The organism is Algibacter sp. YIN40 (genome assembly GCF_057219435.1).
Map to the genome: position 1 here is coordinate 343,826 of NZ_JBXVVC010000003.1, position 17,113 is coordinate 360,938.

Genomic DNA, 17,113 nt, shown 5'->3' on the forward strand with positions numbered 1-17,113 from the left:
CTCTAAAAAAAATATAAATATTTAATTTGAAACAAGAAATTAATAAAATACCAATAATAGATTTATTTGCTGGCCCTGGTGGCTTAGGTGAAGGCTTCATGTCCTTAAAAAATAATGAAGGAAAATCTATTTTTGATATTAAACTTTCCATAGAAAAAGATATAAATGCCCATAAAACACTAACATTAAGAAGTTTTTACAGACAGTTTGTTAAAAACAATAAACGAGTACCCCAAGATTATTATAACACTTTAAAAGAGTCTGATTTATCAAAAAGAGAAAATCTTATTGAAGAAATGTTAGATAGCTATAATGAGGGAACTATCGCTAGAAAGGAAGCTAAACTAGTTGAATTAGGCTCTAAAAACTGGCCAAGTAAAACTGTTGATAAAATTATAAAATATCAATTAGGAGATAATAAGAACTGGGTGTTGATTGGCGGACCCCCTTGTCAAGCCTATTCTAATGTTGGAAGATCTAGAGTTGGAGGAATTAATAAGGAAGATCACAGAGTATATTTATATGAGGAGTATCTCAGAATTATTAAAAAGCATAAGCCTGCTGTTTTTGTAATGGAAAACGTTAAAGGCCTTTTGTCTGCAAAAGTGGATGATGAAAAAGTTTTCGACTGGATGAAACGAGATCTAAAAGTTGGAAACAATTACGAAATTCATTCATTAATTAAACCAATAACCAAAGATTCAGATTTTCTAATAAAATCAGAGAAGTATGGTGTTCCTCAAATGCGTCATAGAGTAATTCTTTTAGGAGTTAGAAAAGATTATAGTCATAAAGGAGAATATTTAAAAGAGAAGAAAGAAGTTACGTTAAAATCAGTAATTGGCAATTTGCCAAAAGTGAGAAGTGGCTTAAATAGAAGTTTTACGTACTATCATTCTAATGAAGTTTATAAAAATGGTAAACCCAAACGACTATATAAGAATGTGCCTGACACGAGTGCCAATTGGCTTAAGGAAATGTCAAAAAACATTAGGCAAATAAAGATATGGGGAGAGCTAGAATTAAACGGATTGTCTTCAGGGCCAAAGAATATTGAACATGGGATTGGAGCTGAATTTATTGGGGCTAATAATGTTATTGCTAGAAATCATATTCTAAAAGATTGGTATAAAGATAAAAGACTAAAAGGAGTTGTAAATCATGAGTCTAGGACACATCTAACTCAAGATCTAATGCGATATTTATTTGCAAGTCTTTACGTTGAAAAGCATAATAGATTTCCACGTTTAAACGATTACGCTGAGCATAGTAAGGACTTATTACCTGACCATGCTAATGTAGCATCTGGTAAATTTGCAGATCGCTTTAGAGTTCAAATCCCAGACAAACCTGCAACCACGGTTACTAGTCATATTTCAAAAGACGGTCACTACTTTATACATTATGATTCATCTCAATGCAGATCATTAACTGTTAGAGAGGCGGCTCGTATTCAAACTTTTCCTGACAACTATCTTTTTAGAGGTAGTAGAACTGCCCAATATCATCAGGTTGGTAATGCAGTTCCTCCTTATTTAGCATATCAGATTTCAGAAATTGTATACAACATATTAAAACAATAGAATTTATTAAATGAGTCAGATAAAATCTAAAATAAAAAGTGAAGATGCATCTCCTAATCCGGAGTACCTTATAAAATCAATAGCTGAGCAAGGTTATAGTTTAGAAACCTCTTTGGCAGATTTAATGGATAATTCTATATCAGCAAAAGCAGATAAAATAGAGGTTTTAATTGATACAGATTCTGAACCATTTAAATTGTTTTTAGCCGATAACGGAAAAGGTATGACTGAAGCAGAATTAAGCCAAAATATGCAATTTCCTAGTAATTCTCCTGAAGATTCACGATCAAATTCAGATTTAGGCAGGTTTGGTTTAGGGATGAAAACAGCTTCCTTCTCCCAGACAAGAAAATTTACTGTTTTATCAAAAAAGAAAGGTGAAAAAAAATATCATGGAAGAACATGGGATGTTGATTTTTTGAAAGCTAATGGATGGAAAATAATTGTCAATTCAGATGAGGAAGTTGCTAGATTAATGTACCAATATAATAAGTTGTCTCAAGAGTTTTTAAAAAGTTTTGATGATTATGTGCCTAACACTATTGTCATTTGGGAAGGTCTATACAAGTTTGAAAGTTATTTAAAAGAAGGCAATAGAAAAGATGCTTTAAAAAGAGAAATAACTGAGGTGACTTCTGATTATTTAGCACTCGTTTTCCATAGGTTTATGGAAAAAGCTATCAATCCATTAAAAATTAGAATTAACAATACCATTGTAAGTCCTTTTAATCCATTCCCAGAGGAAGAAAAGGATTTTAGGCAAATTGAGCCTAAGCAAAGTTCGTTTAGATCAGATGTCATAAAAATTGAAGGTTTTGTGCTTCCATCAAGAGCAATCACAGAAAGTAAACAAAGCCTAACTAAATGGACTACTCGGCATCGTGGCTTAATGGATATGGAGGGTCTTTATATTTACCGTGCAGATAGAATTATTTTATTTGGTGGTTGGAATGGAATTGTTAAAAAAGCTCCCAGACTTCAATTGGCTAGACTGAGAGTTGAGGTAGGTAACAGTGTTGATCATGAACTTCATCTCAACGTTGCTAAGTCTCAAATTGTAGTGCCACATGAACTTAGGAATGCCTTTGAAGATTATATACAAGAGTTGAAAATTGAAGCAGAAAGAGAATACTATAATAGAGGTATTCGAAAATTCTCTGGAACTAAGTCTCAAAATCATATCCAACTATTCGAACGAAGTTATTCAAACAAAGGATCTGTTTTGGAGGTGAATAATAATTTCCCACTGGTAAAAAACCTGCAAGAATCTCTTAGTAAAAAACAAAATTCTCAATTGAATTTACTCTTACGTATGATTAATACTAGGGTCAATAACATTAGACATGTGCATGAAGACAAGGAGTTTCTTAGTATAGAAGAAAATAATAACATTTCTACAGTTGATTTAAAAAATAATCTATTGAATCTTTTAGATCATGGTATAACAAAAGATATTGTTAAAAATGAAATCTTACCAAATCTTGGTTATAAATTTTCTTCTTTCCCAAATGAAATAAAGGATTTATTAAAATAAAAAAAATGAACAATAATTATATAGATTTCTTAGTAAGTTTTATCAAGGGTCAAGTGAATAAATATGATGGTAACAAAGAATTTATAGATACACTATTAATAGAAAAAGCCTCATTAATTCGTGAAATGGCATCAAATTTTAATTATCCTGATGTAGATGACATAACTCTTAATGAATACTTTTTAAAAGCTGTAAGGGTTTATAATTCAAATAATGTTATCGAGATTGAAGAAAAAGAAAGTTTAGTTAAAAAAGGTTATCAGACTTGGCTTATTGGAGATAGAGTGAATATCTCTTGGAATTATTCAGAAAGATATTTTCAATATTTAAGAAAAATTGGAAGGTCAGAAAAAGTAATTGAAGAGGTTAAAAACTCTAGTTTGGATATTTTGAGCAAATTAGCTGATCCAAAATCTACGAAGAAACAATACGTTAAGGGACTTGTAGTTGGCGAAGTTCAATCTGGTAAAACTGGCAATTTTAATGCTGTAATAAATAGAGCTATTGATTCTGGATATAGAATAATCATTGTCCTTTCTGGTATAATGGAAGATTTAAGAAGTCAAACTCAAGATCGAATTGAAAGTGATGTTGTTGGTGAAGGAAGGGACTCTGATACTCAAACTTTAGGAGATAAAGGTGTTGGTGCATTAGTTGAAAGATTTGGACCAAGAGGGAATTCGCTAATTGAACAAATAGTATCAATTACTTCTACAAAGTCAGACTTTAACAAAGCGATTAAGGAAGCAGATTTTAGCATTAATCGGACTAATATTTTAGTATGTAAAAAGAATGTTTATCTATTAAGAAATTTAATTGGCTGGTTACATGATTCAAAGGGCAATGCACAATTCCTAAACTTACCACTTTTAATTTTAGATGATGAGGCTGATAATGCATCATTGAACAATTATGGTAGTAAAGGAAAAGAATATGCTTCAAAAATCAATGGACAAATAAGGGCTCTTTTAGACCTATTTAGTATCAAAACATATCTCGGTTATACTGCTACCCCATTCGCAAATGTATTACAAGATAGAAATGATAAGCCTGAAGGATATTGGATTGAAAAATATAGAGTTAATGGTGAATTTGAAGAAAGAAATTTTGGTCAAGTTGATAATATTTTTCCAGATGATTTTATTGAACTTCTAAAATCCCCATCAAATTATGTGGGAGCAAAACAAATATTTGAAACTGTTCAGCCAATTGAAAATGAAACAGAAAACAATGATAAAATTCCATTAGTAGAAACAGTATTGGATAATATTGAGTTTTTTCCAACAAGAGTCTTAAAGGACGACCCTAGCATTGGAGTAAAAAGAATTAACAATAAAACTGAATGGGAAAATAAAACTTATCCTCTTGGAACATATTTAGATTTCTATTCATTTAATGAATATAGAACTGGTACTAGAGCCTCTAAAAAGGAAGATAATTTTCCAGTATCATTGCCTAGATCTCTTGAAGAAGCAGTCAATTGTTTTATTCTTTCTATGGCTATTCGAGAAAGTAGGAAAGGGAAATTAATGAACACTTCATTTTATAACCCGCATCATACAATGTTGGTACATATATCAAGATTTACAACTTGGCAGAATAAAACTAGTGAATTAATTCAAGAATATGTTAATGAAATTATTTTTAAAATAAATAATGACAATCCTAATTCTATAGATTCAATCTATAAAAAATTAGAAGTTGATTGGTTTAATAACTATGCTCATATTGTTGAAAATATTAGAAAATATTTACCACTAGGATATGTAGATGATTTTATGACACCTGTAGTTTTTGACTCATTGAAATCTATTCTTCCAAAAACTGTTGAAGGAATTGAAGTAAAGGCAATAAACAGTGTAACTAAGGCAAAACTTGATTATCCAAAAAATTCTCCTAAGAAAGTAATAGCTGTTGGTGGTAATAGACTTTCGAGAGGATTTACATTGGAAGGCTTAACTATAAATTATTTTTTAAGGGCAACTGATTATTCTGATTCTCTTTTACAAATGGGCAGATGGTTTGGTTATAGGCCAGGTTATTTAGATTGTTGTAAAATTTACACTACTGAAGATTCAATAGAAAAGTTTGATTCAACAACTAAATGTATTGAAGAATTGGAATTATTATTCCGAAAAATGTCTAGGCTTAAAAGGGAACCTCGGAATTTTGCAATACGTGTAAAAACTCATCCTGGGACTTTAAAAATAACAAGATCTTCGATATTAAAAAATGCAAGAGAAGAAAAGTGGTCTTTTGAAGATCAATTAGAACAAACTACAAAATTTAATATCTCTAAGAATAAAATTGAGGAATGTTGGAAATCTTTTAATTCTTTAATAGCACCAAATCTTTACCAAGACCCGAATTCAGATTTTCTAATACATAAAACAGATGGGTCAGGTATAACAGATATCCTTAACAACGAAAATAATTTCTATTTCGATAGAAATAAAGATGAAGTTGAAGGTATGGTCAAGTTTATTCAATTATGCAATGAACAAAATATTCTTAATGATTGGACAATTGCTGTGAAAACTTCAGGTAACGGTAATCTCTTAAAAAAATCAATTTCTAATATTCCATCCAATTTAAAAGAAATAAAAATGGCTATAAGACGTGGGCCAGACAAGAAACACCCTATTGAATGTGATAAATTCGTTAATCAAAAGGTTTTCAAAGCAACGGGAAGAAATGCCAATATTGTTACAGTAGGTTCAGATTTCAGCATTCTTCTTTCAGAGCAACAAATAGCGCAGGCTGAAGAGGCTTTTATTAATGAAAAAACTATTTACTACGAAAAGAAAGGATTTACAAAAGAAATAGCAGAATTAAAGGCAAGTAAAACCACAAAACCTGAAAGAATTTACCGTGAAAAAATGAATAAAACACAAGGACTACTTGTTGTCTATTTATTTGATCCAGTCTATGTTTTTAATCAAGAAGATAAAAGGAAAAATGACAGTGATTATAATAAGTTCAATGAGTTAGTGAATAATGAAGATATTAGTCTTGAAGTTCCACTTATTGGATATGCTATTGGTTTCCCACCAATAGAAGAGGATATAGGTGGAGTTTATATGAGAGGAGATTATGATTTAGATGATATTGAAGAAGATGAAGAATTAATGGAGTCTGAATTAAATGAAGATTTAAATTTTGATTAATATATGGATAATAATCAAATACATGAGAAATGGGAGAAGGTTTCTCGAGCAAAAAAAATAAAAAACTATAGGGCAGTAAGAATCTCTTCTGAATGCTTATCTGAATTATTTATAGGTATTGATTCAGATGGTTACAGATGTTTGTTAATGTTCTTAAATAATAATACTATTGATTCAAAAAGAAGAGGAGTCGATAAGGATAAATTGTCACTTTCCTACCTACCTAAAAATCGTTTAATTATAATTAAATTAAAAGATGTTAATTTCTTAGATCTTTTTAACGATTTAGTTTTATCTATTTATTCAAAAGTCAACTTAATTTCTGATCCGGAAAAAGCTTCCAAAGAATTTATCACAACATTTTATAAATGGTCTCAGTTTTTTGAAGACAGCCAGAGAGATAAGTTAGGAGAGGAAAAAATACAAGGTTTATTTGGTGAACTATTTATATTAAAAGAATATTTGAAAAAATCAAATCCATCAACAATTAATTCCATTCTTGCTTCTTGGAGAGGACTTTATGATGCAGCCAATGATTTTGAATTTGATCTAAAAAATGTTGAGGTTAAAACTAAAAAAGAATCTAAATTATTTGTCAAAATTTCGAGTGAGTATCAATTGGAAAAAGAATTGGATAAGGATTTAGAATTATTGGTTGTTTCTGTTAAAATAGATTTAATCGAAGGCAGATCAATACATGATATGCTTCTAGAAATCGTAAAACAGGTAAGGGCAAAAATTGGGGATTTATTAATATTGTATCAAGCATTAAATCAAAAAGGATTAACACTTGAGAATTTAAAACAGTACAACAATCATAGATTCATAGTATCAAAAACAGAATCATTTGACGCTGGTAAAGATGATTTTCCAAAGTTATCAATATCTAATATTGTTAACGAGGTTTCAAATTTGAAGTATAAGTTAAGAGTAACTCAGTTAGAAGAATTTTTAATTGAAATGAAAAAATATTAAATGATTTTAGAAGAGTATTTTAATTACAGAAGTGAATTATTAGATCAATCAAAAGATGATGAGGGATTTATTCAAGAAAATTTAATCCTTTCACAAGTATTGCCATCTATGTTAGATGCAAAACTGATAGATTCTGAAGATTTTACTAATTCCTATTTTAAATCAACTGTTGATAAATTAAAGATTAATGCATATAGTATTAACGAATCAGGTGAGAGACTTGAACTCTTTCTAATAGATGAGAATTCGATTGATCTGTCTGCCTCATCTAAAGACCTAATGGTTTCAACTAAAGCTTCTTATGAGAGTCAGTTTAAAAGATGTACAAGCTTTCATAACAAGGCTATTAAAGGACATCTAAATGATGAAATTCAAGATTCAAGTCCAGTGAGACCATTAGTCTCTAACATTTCTTCTTCTCAAGGAGCGGAACAATTTGATGTTGTTGAAATATTTCTAATAACATTAACTTCTACTGTTTCCTTACGTGGTACCAGCCCTCAACCAAATAGAATTGAGTTTGATGATGAAGAAATTGTTGTCACATATCATAAAAATAGAGAGAGACACAAAAAAGACCTGATTATTAAAAAAAGAATTATTGATCTTAATTTCTTATATAATGTTCTCATTTCACAAGGAAGTAGAGAAGCATTAACCGTTAATTTTGAGAAAACTTTTGGAGACTCTTTGTATGCAATTAAAGCTGCAGATGAAGATTATTTTGAGTCTTACCTTTGTGTTTTGCCTGCCTCAATAATTTCTAGATTGTATAAAGAATTTAGCACAAGGTTGTTAGAGAAAAATGTTAGATCTTTTTTACAGTTTAGAGGAGTGAATAAAGGAATTAGGGAGACAATCCGTAAAGAGCCTGAGAAATTTGTAGCTTACAATAATGGTTTAACTATTACCGCAACTGATGGTGATATTTCATTTGAATCTGGTCAATATAAAATAAAAGCACTAACAGATTTTCAGATTGTAAATGGTGGTCAAACCACTGCAACTATTTATTTTACACAAAAGGACGGTTTTGACATTAGCAAGGTGAAAGTAATGGCCAAAATTAATGTTGCTAAGGAAGCAACCGATGAAGAATTAGAGGAGTTAATATCTAATATTAGTACATTTTCAAATGCTCAATCAAGAGTATCTAAAGTTGATTTACGCTCAAGGAATCCACAATTGGTAAGAATAAAATCACTTAGTGAAAGTGTTATGACTCCTTCTGGTAAAAAATGGTTTTTTGAACGAGCTAAGGGTGAATTTAATACTAAGTTGAGAATTGCGGGGTCTAACAAAAACAGATTAGCCAAAGAATACCCGACAGAACGGAGATTCTCAAAGGAGTTAATGGCGAAATACTATTCTGCATGGGGAAACCAGCCACATCTGGTTAAAAAAGGAGGTGAAAAAATATTTAGATATTTTATTGAAAAGTTAACAGGTGAAGGTGAATTTAAAAAACCCATTAATGTTAATCGTGATTTCTATGAAGAACTGATCGCAAACATAATTATGTTCCGCAGGCTAGAGAAAATTTATGGTGCAGGAAAAAATTCCATGGGTCAAATAAGGTCTGCTGTTGTACCTTATACACTTTCCGTTTTATTTATGGTAACAGATGGGGATAAAAAAGCCCCTTCTTTTGATCTCCTGAAAATATGGCTTAATGAAGGTTTAGAAAATGATTTAGAAGCATATTTAACTCAATTACTAAAATTAGTTAATGAGCTTATTAAGAAATATTCTGAGAGTGATGATTATGGTGAATATTCTAAAAAGGAAGAGTTATGGAAGAGAATTAGTTCTTCTAAAGAGATAAAAGAATTTATAAGTACAGATGACACCGTAAAAATTATTGATAAATATGGCATTAGCAAAGCTGAATTAAAAAAAAGAAAAGGAGCAAATGAAAGCTCAGAAGAAGTGAATTTTAAAAACTTAAGTGATAATGTTTTAATCCATTCTAATGGTATCAACTATTATAAATCCATTCAGTCAAATTCTGGCATATTAACCGGTACAGATGAAAGACGTCTTTCATCATTAGTGCATGCAATAATTAATAAATTGGATATTGAAGATGATTTAGTATTATTCGAAAGCAGTTTAACAAATAAATTACGAGTAGAAGTTCCTAATTTTTTTGATAGTATTGAAAGAGAAGAAAGTTTACTGTATAATACTTTAGATTATGTAATTACACATTATAATAAGTGTATTAATGAAAAGAATGATATACTCTTAGAGTTTCAAAAAATAGAAGCAATTGCAAAAGTTAAACAAATAAAATATGCTTCAGTGTTCGGTCAAATTGGGAAAAATCTGGTTACCGGAGTTCCACCAACTATTAAACAGATGTACTACGCTTCCAATATATTGGAAGACAAAAATGTAAATGAATTAAAGCCTAAAAAAAAGCAAATAGATATTAGTAGAGTTAGAATAGATGAGTTGGTAATGAGAAAAATGTTTGAGTGGGATTCTACTGCGAAGATTTTAAGTATTAACGAGCGTAATTATATAGCTGATTTTGCCTGGGGATTAAAAAAGCTAAACAGTTTTCATAAAAAAAATATAAAGAGACATCTAGAAATACTTTTAAAAAATGGGTTTAAAATATATTAGAATATGGCAGAACGTTCAAAAGAATTAATACAAGTAGGATACTATTTATCTAAATTTGGTCAACAAGATCCTCCCAAAAGATTAAAAACAGATAAATGGAATGAAGTATACAGGATGTTTTATGACACATTAAATGGCGGAAGAGCGATTTTAGAATTTGAACATAGTTTAAAAAACTCAAGAGATGATTTTGATGGTTATTTTTCAGAAACTAATAGAGAGGGTTGGAAAGATAAAGATGGTAACCCAGCAAAGTTAACTGGGTTTTCAATAGATGTTTATGAAGAATTTCAGAATAAAGATGAAAATCAAATATGGTCAATTATAAAGTCTTATTTGGATATAGATTATAAATTAAGGCCAGTTATTTTTAATGATCTTATATCAGAAGACAATGCTAATAGTGATTTGGATTCTACAACAACAGAAGGAGGAATCAAAGTTAGAATATCCAAGACTATTGAAAGAAGCCCTAAATTAAGGCAGCAGGCTTTAGACATACATGGTTATAAATGTCAGGTCTGTAATTTTGATTTTGAATTGACCTATGGTAAATGGGGTAAAGAGTTTGCAGAAGTACATCATATAAAACCATTATCAGAATTAAACGGCGAGAAATATAAAACAGACCCTAAAACTGATTTAGCAGTTTTGTGTGCTAACTGTCATAAAATGGTTCATAGAAAGAAGGGTATAACACTTTCATTAGATGAATTAAAAATTAAAATAAAAAATAATTAAAACATTAAGCAATAAGTAATGCTTACCAAAACAGATTTTAAGTATTATCTAGATTGTCCAGAATCTATATGGTTATTAAAAAATAAACCGGAGGTATATCCTAAAGGTGAGTTTTCATTATTTGCAGAAAAACTAATTAAAGAGGGTTTCGAGGTAGAAGCCTACGCAAAACAACTATTTATAAATGGTTTAGACTTACCAGAATATGGAAGTCCTACTCAAACACAAGAGGCATTAATAGACGCTCATAGGGTTTACTTTCAACCTTCATTTAGCACTAATAACGATGTATTTGCACGTATAGATATATTAGAGCGTTTAGCAGATGATACGTGGCATATATATGAAGTAAAATCATCTACCTCAATAAAAAAGGATAGAAAGCATAGACAAATAGAGGATGCATGTTTTCAAAAGTATGTACTTACAGAATGTGGTTATCAAGTTTCTAAAGTTTCTATTATTCATTTAAATAAAGAGTATATAAAACAAGGTAATATAGTTCCTAATGAATTATTGGAAATTGCAGATGTTACAGATGCAGTAGATGGTATTTATTCAAGTGTAATCAATCAAATTAATTCAGCTTCAAATTTTATTAGTAAAAAAATAATTAATGAGACAATATGTTCTTGTAAGTTCAAAACAAGGTCTAATCATTGCGATGCATTTAAGTATTTTAATACTACTATTCCAGAATATAGTATTTATGAAATAGGTCGTATTTCAGCTAAAAAGATAGGTTTCTTAGCAGATAATGAGCAATTAGCAATTATTGATATTCCTTTAAATTTTGAGTTAAATGTAAATCAGCAAACCCAAGTAGAATCTGTAAAACAAGAGCAACCTATAATCCATCAAGCTAATATTATAAGGGAATTAAACAAATTAGAGTTCCCATTACATTTTATAGATTACGAAACCTATGCAAGTGCTATTCCAAGATTAGATGGTTTAAGTCCACATAAACATTTAACTTTTCAAGTATCTATTCATACACTAACAGAAGATGGTATTTTAACTCATTTTGAGTATTTATTGGATGAAATGAAAATGCCAAAAGGTATGTTACAAGCTATGCAAGACTTTACGGGAAGTATAGGGACTTTCGTATCGTGGCATGCCAGTTTTGAAATAGGAAGAAATAAAGATTTAATTGAATGGTTACCAGAGGTTACTAATTATCTAACTTATATCAATGAACATACATTTGATCTAGAAACCATTTTCAAAAAAGATTATATAGACTATCGTTTTCACGGTTCAAGCTCAATAAAAAAAGTACTGCCAGTATTATGCCCAGATATAAGCTATTCAGATTTAGATGTTAATAATGGCACAATGGCATTAGATACTTGGGGAAGAATGGTACTAGACCCAAACTTTAATGAAGATATAAAAGCAACAAGAAAGAATCTTTTAGAATATTGTAAATTAGATACTTTTGCTATGGTTAAGATTTACAGAGTGTTAGTAAAGTTGAATTAACAATTAAAACTAGTTTATAAATTGCCTCATATAATCACGAAGTTGATTATCACAAACATATATGAAAGTGCCTTTTATGCCTCTTAGCATCATTGTCTTATATATATTAAGAATATATTCTTTTAACACATATGGATCTTTAATTCCTTGTTTTCCTTTTTTATCAAAATATTGGGAACGATCGATTTCAATTTGATTATTATGTGGATTATATTTTATTTCATTTCCGAAAATTATACCACAATAATTTAGATCATATCCTTGAGAAGTGTGAATACAGCCAATTTCATTTATCGCATTGTCCGAATTTATCCAATCTATATGAGTTGTATTCCATTTAAATTCCTGCCCTTGTATATTTATATCGATAGCATTGCTATTTTTTTTAGAATCCCAAGGCCAAGAATAACCTGCTAACATTCGACATAAACCATGCTCTTTTTCTTTTTGAATAAGATTAGTGTGTAAATCTTTCAAAGATTCATATATTTTTAATTCATAATTTTCACTTTCAAATTGAGCATCTCCCTTTTGAAAGCGACAGTTTAATAGGTTATCAGTAAAATTAATATAATCTGCCCCACCTTTTACACGGTGTTGTGATACCAACGTTACAATATTCTGATATGTTTTTTTTAATTCAAGGAATCTATCTTTATCAATATCAGTAGGTTTAATTGATTGCCCTTCGTCATAAAAGAAAATCTGATTTTTAGATTGCTTCAATATCCAATCTAACTCGGTTCCTTTATCCAAATCAAAACCTAATAATCGATTAGCATTATCATAACTTCCATAACTAGTTAAACCAATTCTTTGTCTTAAGCGATGTGATTCATCTACCAGTAATATATCGTATGTATTTCTCGATACTTCAGTTGGGCCAATTACCATGTTTCCTTTTAATCCTTTAACGCTCTGAAACACCTTTTTCAAAGTTTTACGCAAAGATGTCATAGGGACTACCAATGCCACTTTTGGATTAGGATATTTTATCTTAAGTTCAATTATTTTTTTTAATTGATCCGTGTAAGTTTCATCAGTATCATCTAAATGAGATTTGTTAATATCAGTTTTTAGTAATTTTATTAAAAAAACAGCTAACACAGATTTCCCTGTTCCAGCACCACCCTCAACAAAAATGGTGTTATTACTTTTTTTATTCAAAAGGTTAAGAATTTCTAACACAGAATTATGCTGATCTATACTTAAACTTTTATATGGAGAATATTTAAAAAAATCAGAATTGTCAAGCCTTTCAATTGGATTTTTAGCGTAATTTTTTGCCAGTAACATATTCCAAACCTCTTCAAAAACAAATCGATATTGAGACTTTTGATAATAATTATGGTCAACTAAACCGGCATTCCCATTTTGTAATGAATAGCTTTTATCAGCATCCATATAACTTATTAATTGAGACTCAATATCCAGTACTGCTGATTTATTGAACTTATCACAACTAATTACTAGTAATTCATTTAAACGTAATCTTTCAATATTTGAAAGATGGTTTTTCATTCGTGTTATTGCATTTGTAGATTCTCCAATATATGCCTCTTTAATATTTTCGTTTTTGATTACATAAACAACAGGCCAAGAATTGGCCATAAATTTATTTAACAGGTACTCATCTGAACCTCTTTTAGAAAATTTATATGAATGGATTTCAAGAGAACTTATGAAATCATTTATCATAATTCGGTATATTTATTTGCATTGCCCCTTGACTTGTCAACTGGATATTTTGCATTGTTCTTCTTTATTTTATCTAAAATAATATCCTTGACATTTAAATCATTTTTTGAAGCTAATAAAAAAGCAAATGAAAATATATCAGCTAATTCCTCTGCTAGCTTTATTTTAGAAACATCTTCAATATCTTTAATACTATTTTTCCATAAAAAAAGTTCATTTAGTTCTGAAGCTTCAATCGAAATTGCTAATGCTAAATTTTTTGAATCATGAAATTGACTCCAATCTCTTTCATCTCTGAATTTTGTTAATTCTTCTATAATTTCTTCGATTTCAGTCATTTTGAATAATGATTTAATTGTCATAAAAACAGGTTATACAAATCTAATTTATTTTTATTAAAGATGTTTTTCAAAAACAATTAAATCCCTATTAATTATTTTTCATAATATCATTCAATATCTGTTCATCCACCATTTTGTTAAATCCTCGGACTGAATAGATCCATGTTCTTTTAGTTCCTTCATCATTCTGGACAGTCTTTTCTGGTCTTCTTTGATTTTTATTTCCTGCAACCATTTTTCTAATTCCAATATTTTTCCTTTCTGTTTACAATATCCGCATCCCCAATCGTCATTTAAAGTAGAAACCATTATTTGATGATTGCCACCACAAGGACATCTGGCTACCCAGCTATTAGGGTTATACCCTGTAGGTCTCGGATTTAAATTTTGCTCTCTTAAATAATCAATTAAAGGTGTCTGATATGCTTTTGCCTGTTCCATTATGGCAAGCTTTTCATCCTGCATGACTTTAATAATGCCGTCAAATTCCTGTTTGGTGAATACAACACTGTTTTGAAAAATGGGGAATCCTTCGTAAGGGAGGTTTGCTTCAATAATCTCTTTAACAATAAAGATTATATTCTCTTTGAGGTTTTCATACCTTAATTTGTACTGGGCACATAATTCCAGTTCTCCTCCATCCATTCTGTAAGCAATCTGGATGTAATTGTCGTCAGTTACTCTGTAAAAATATTTAAAATCAATATCACCCATTATTTCAAGAGTATCCATAAGATATATGAACTCAGCGATAATAGATTCACAGGACCCAAAATATAATCTGGGATTCATTTTAACACCTTCCTTTGTTGTGAAAACGGTTTTCATAATGCATAGTTTTAAAGATTATGCGTCAGGAGTAAATAATAAACAGTGTTGAAATCATTTATTTTGACTGGACTGTCCGTATTCTGAACCACCGTGGCTTTTGTGCTCGGTTGGTACGCATATATTGCGTTCCTGATACTTAACCAAAGATAATAAAACTCTTAGAAGAATTTCTATTTTAAATAATAACGTACAAAAAATAAGATTTGTTAATAATTTTGACTTATCAACATTATTTTCTGTAGAAAAATTTTCCTAGCCCTTTTGGAGGTTGTTTAAAGGTATTATTATAATTTTATTGAAGTTAAATACTTTAATTTTAGAATAATAATGAGTGCTTTTAGAGATGATTTTTTTGATGGTGATGAGTTCGATTATTTTAATATAGAATCTTGGACTGATGATATTTTAAGTCTGCAAGAAGATTACGATAAGTATATTGTTTTTTATAATGATTTAAAGGCATCAATTAATAATGAAGTTTATCTAAGTCCTATTGATGCCTGCATTCCTGTAAGAGAAATTAATATCATGATTGAGCGTATAAATGCTAACAAAAGCTATAGGATATCTAAATATGGGGTGTATCGCGATTGTGAAGATTATTTAGTTAAGACAGAGTGGTTTTTTCAATTAGATTCTGATAAACAATTTAAAATACGCTTTGATTTTTATTCCAATATTGTTTTAAGTATTCACAAGGCCTTTTATAGGGCTTAGTTTGCCGACGATGGCGCCGGGTATCTCGAGGCTGTTAAAAAAGATAAGGCTTGGTATAATTAGTTTGGTATCTTTAAATATGAAATGGCCCAAGAAATACAAGGATTATCACGACTACTATAGCCATAGCATGCCTTTGCCAACCTTAATAGGTATTGTTTTTATAATTATTAGCCTGGTGGCTTTTGGCATTTATATTTTATTAAACTAATACTAGTTTTTATTAGTTGCTCTTCCATAATTAAGATTCGCGGATTAAAACATTGGTAATGAAGTAATGTCAATTATTTACTCTTAAAATCAATTTAATCTATATAAAATTATAAATAGCTGACTAAATGTTGACTAGAATTAAAATTAAAAATCCGTAATATATTGACTATCAATATAGTTACGGATTTTGTAAGCGGAGAAAGAGGGATTCGAACCCCCGGAGGTGTGACCCTCAACAGTTTTCAAGACTGCCGCATTCGACCACTCTGCCATTTCTCCTTGAGTGCCTCATCAGGTATCCCCTGAATGCGGGTGCAAATATAGAACCCTTTTTTATTTCTTTCAAATAAAAGCATCAATTTTTAGTTTTATTTTTTTTAAAAGCTACAATTAAATTAATTACGCACTCAATATGCCAAAAAAGATAATACATGTCTTATTTTTGCATAAATTTTAAAAGGTTTATGGATATTATCGAAAAGCTAGAATGGCGCTATGCAACTAAAAAGTTTGATATAGATAAAAAGCTAACTGACGAAAAGTTACTTACTTTAAAAAAGGCATTTAATTTAACAGCTACATCCTTTGGTTTGCAAACTATAAAATTACTGGTTATAGAGAACGAATTGCTTAGAGAGCAGTTAGTACCACATTCATTTAACCAGAAGCAAGTGTTAGAAGCTTCCCATTTATTAATAATATGTATTCAAGATGTTATTAATAAACAGGATGTGAATGCCTATTTTGATAATATAAAAGATATTAGAGAGACTCCAGAAGATATTTTAGAGCCCTATAAAAAGGACCTTCTTAATATGATGGATAATAAGTCTGTAGATGAACAGCAGAGATGGTCCTTAAATCAAGCTTACATAGCTTTAGGGAATTTAATGACCGTTTGCGCTTTAGAAAATATAGATTCTTGTCCTATGGAAGGATTTATACCCGATAAATACGATGAAATTTTAAAACTTAAAAATAGAGGTTTAAAATCTGTGCTATTACTGCCAGTAGGCTATAGAGCAAAAGACGATATGTTTTCAGGTTTTAAAAAAGTTAGAAAACCCATAAATGAAGCAGTAATCGAATTATAAAATATTTGGGGGTTACCCTCCCGATAGTTATCGGGAGGGTCGGGCTTTCGGTAATCGATTCCCGAAGAAAAATTGGGAGAGCTTCAATAAATGCCTCAAT

At 30.0% G+C, this 17,113-nt stretch carries 12 protein-coding genes, 1 tRNA gene and 1 riboswitch; of the genes, 9 read left to right on the top strand and 4 right to left on the bottom strand.

Annotated features, from left to right (window positions below; genetic code table 11):
- Positions 1-26 precede the first annotated feature (26 nt).
- Genes AC2D6V_RS12425 through AC2D6V_RS12455 form a run of 7 tightly spaced genes read left to right on the top strand, consistent with a single transcriptional unit; the run spans position 27 to position 12,119 of the window.
- Positions 27-1,583, top strand: a complete 1,557-nt coding sequence (locus AC2D6V_RS12425; protein ID WP_484648522.1) for a DNA cytosine methyltransferase — start codon at positions 27-29, stop codon at positions 1,581-1,583.
- 10 nt (positions 1,584-1,593) lie between these two features.
- Positions 1,594-3,117 carry an ATP-binding protein gene (locus tag AC2D6V_RS12430; RefSeq protein WP_484648523.1) on the top strand — a complete coding sequence of 508 codons (1,524 nt, stop codon included), beginning with the start codon at positions 1,594-1,596 and terminating at the stop codon, positions 3,115-3,117.
- A 5-nt stretch (positions 3,118-3,122) separates the two neighbouring features.
- On the top strand, positions 3,123-6,284 hold the full coding sequence (locus AC2D6V_RS12435; protein ID WP_484648524.1) for a Z1 domain-containing protein: 3,162 nt from the start codon (positions 3,123-3,125) through the stop codon (positions 6,282-6,284).
- Between the two features lie 3 nt (positions 6,285-6,287).
- A complete protein-coding gene (locus tag AC2D6V_RS12440) occupies positions 6,288-7,259 on the top strand; it encodes a PD-(D/E)XK motif protein (RefSeq protein WP_484648525.1) in 972 nt (323 codons plus the stop codon).
- On the top strand, positions 7,260-9,890 hold the full coding sequence (locus tag AC2D6V_RS12445) for an AIPR family protein (protein WP_484648526.1): 2,631 nt from the start codon (positions 7,260-7,262) through the stop codon (positions 9,888-9,890).
- Between the two features lie 3 nt (positions 9,891-9,893).
- Positions 9,894-10,631 (top strand): HNH endonuclease, encoded by a 738-nt coding sequence (locus tag AC2D6V_RS12450; protein WP_484648527.1) that lies wholly within the window; start codon positions 9,894-9,896, stop codon positions 10,629-10,631.
- Positions 10,632-10,649: 18 nt separating this feature from the next.
- Positions 10,650-12,119, top strand: coding sequence for a DUF2779 domain-containing protein (locus tag AC2D6V_RS12455; protein ID WP_484648528.1), 1,470 nt, complete (start codon positions 10,650-10,652; stop codon positions 12,117-12,119).
- A 9-nt stretch (positions 12,120-12,128) separates the two neighbouring features.
- On the opposite strand, the gene AC2D6V_RS12460 is transcribed toward AC2D6V_RS12455, so the two are convergent.
- The 3 genes from AC2D6V_RS12460 to AC2D6V_RS12470 form a co-directional block, all read right to left on the bottom strand.
- Positions 12,129-13,817, bottom strand: coding sequence for a DNA/RNA helicase domain-containing protein (locus tag AC2D6V_RS12460; RefSeq protein ID WP_484648529.1), 1,689 nt, complete (start codon positions 13,815-13,817; stop codon positions 12,129-12,131).
- Entirely contained in the window at positions 13,814-14,155 is a 342-nt protein-coding gene (locus tag AC2D6V_RS12465) for a nucleotide pyrophosphohydrolase (protein ID WP_484648530.1), read from the bottom strand. Before AC2D6V_RS12465 ends, AC2D6V_RS12460 begins: the two co-directional genes overlap by 4 nt.
- A gap of 114 nt (positions 14,156-14,269) precedes the next feature.
- Positions 14,270-14,986 carry a hypothetical protein gene (locus AC2D6V_RS12470; RefSeq protein ID WP_484648531.1) on the bottom strand — a complete coding sequence of 239 codons (717 nt, stop codon included), beginning with the start codon at positions 14,984-14,986 and terminating at the stop codon, positions 14,270-14,272.
- Between the two features lie 49 nt (positions 14,987-15,035).
- A riboswitch (SAM-I-IV-variant riboswitch) is annotated at positions 15,036-15,130 on the bottom strand.
- Between the two features lie 186 nt (positions 15,131-15,316).
- Between AC2D6V_RS12470 and AC2D6V_RS12475 the strand changes: the two genes are divergently transcribed.
- Positions 15,317-15,706 carry a hypothetical protein gene (locus AC2D6V_RS12475; protein ID WP_484648532.1) on the top strand — a complete coding sequence of 130 codons (390 nt, stop codon included), beginning with the start codon at positions 15,317-15,319 and terminating at the stop codon, positions 15,704-15,706.
- Between the two features lie 407 nt (positions 15,707-16,113).
- Here the strand turns inward: AC2D6V_RS12475 and AC2D6V_RS12480 are convergent.
- Positions 16,114-16,198: transfer RNA gene (locus tag AC2D6V_RS12480), tRNA-Ser, on the bottom strand.
- 185 nt (positions 16,199-16,383) lie between these two features.
- Between AC2D6V_RS12480 and AC2D6V_RS12485 the strand changes: the two genes are divergently transcribed.
- Positions 16,384-17,013, top strand: coding sequence for an NAD(P)H-dependent oxidoreductase (locus AC2D6V_RS12485; protein WP_484648533.1), 630 nt, complete (start codon positions 16,384-16,386; stop codon positions 17,011-17,013).
- The last annotated feature ends 100 nt before the right edge of the window (positions 17,014-17,113 follow it).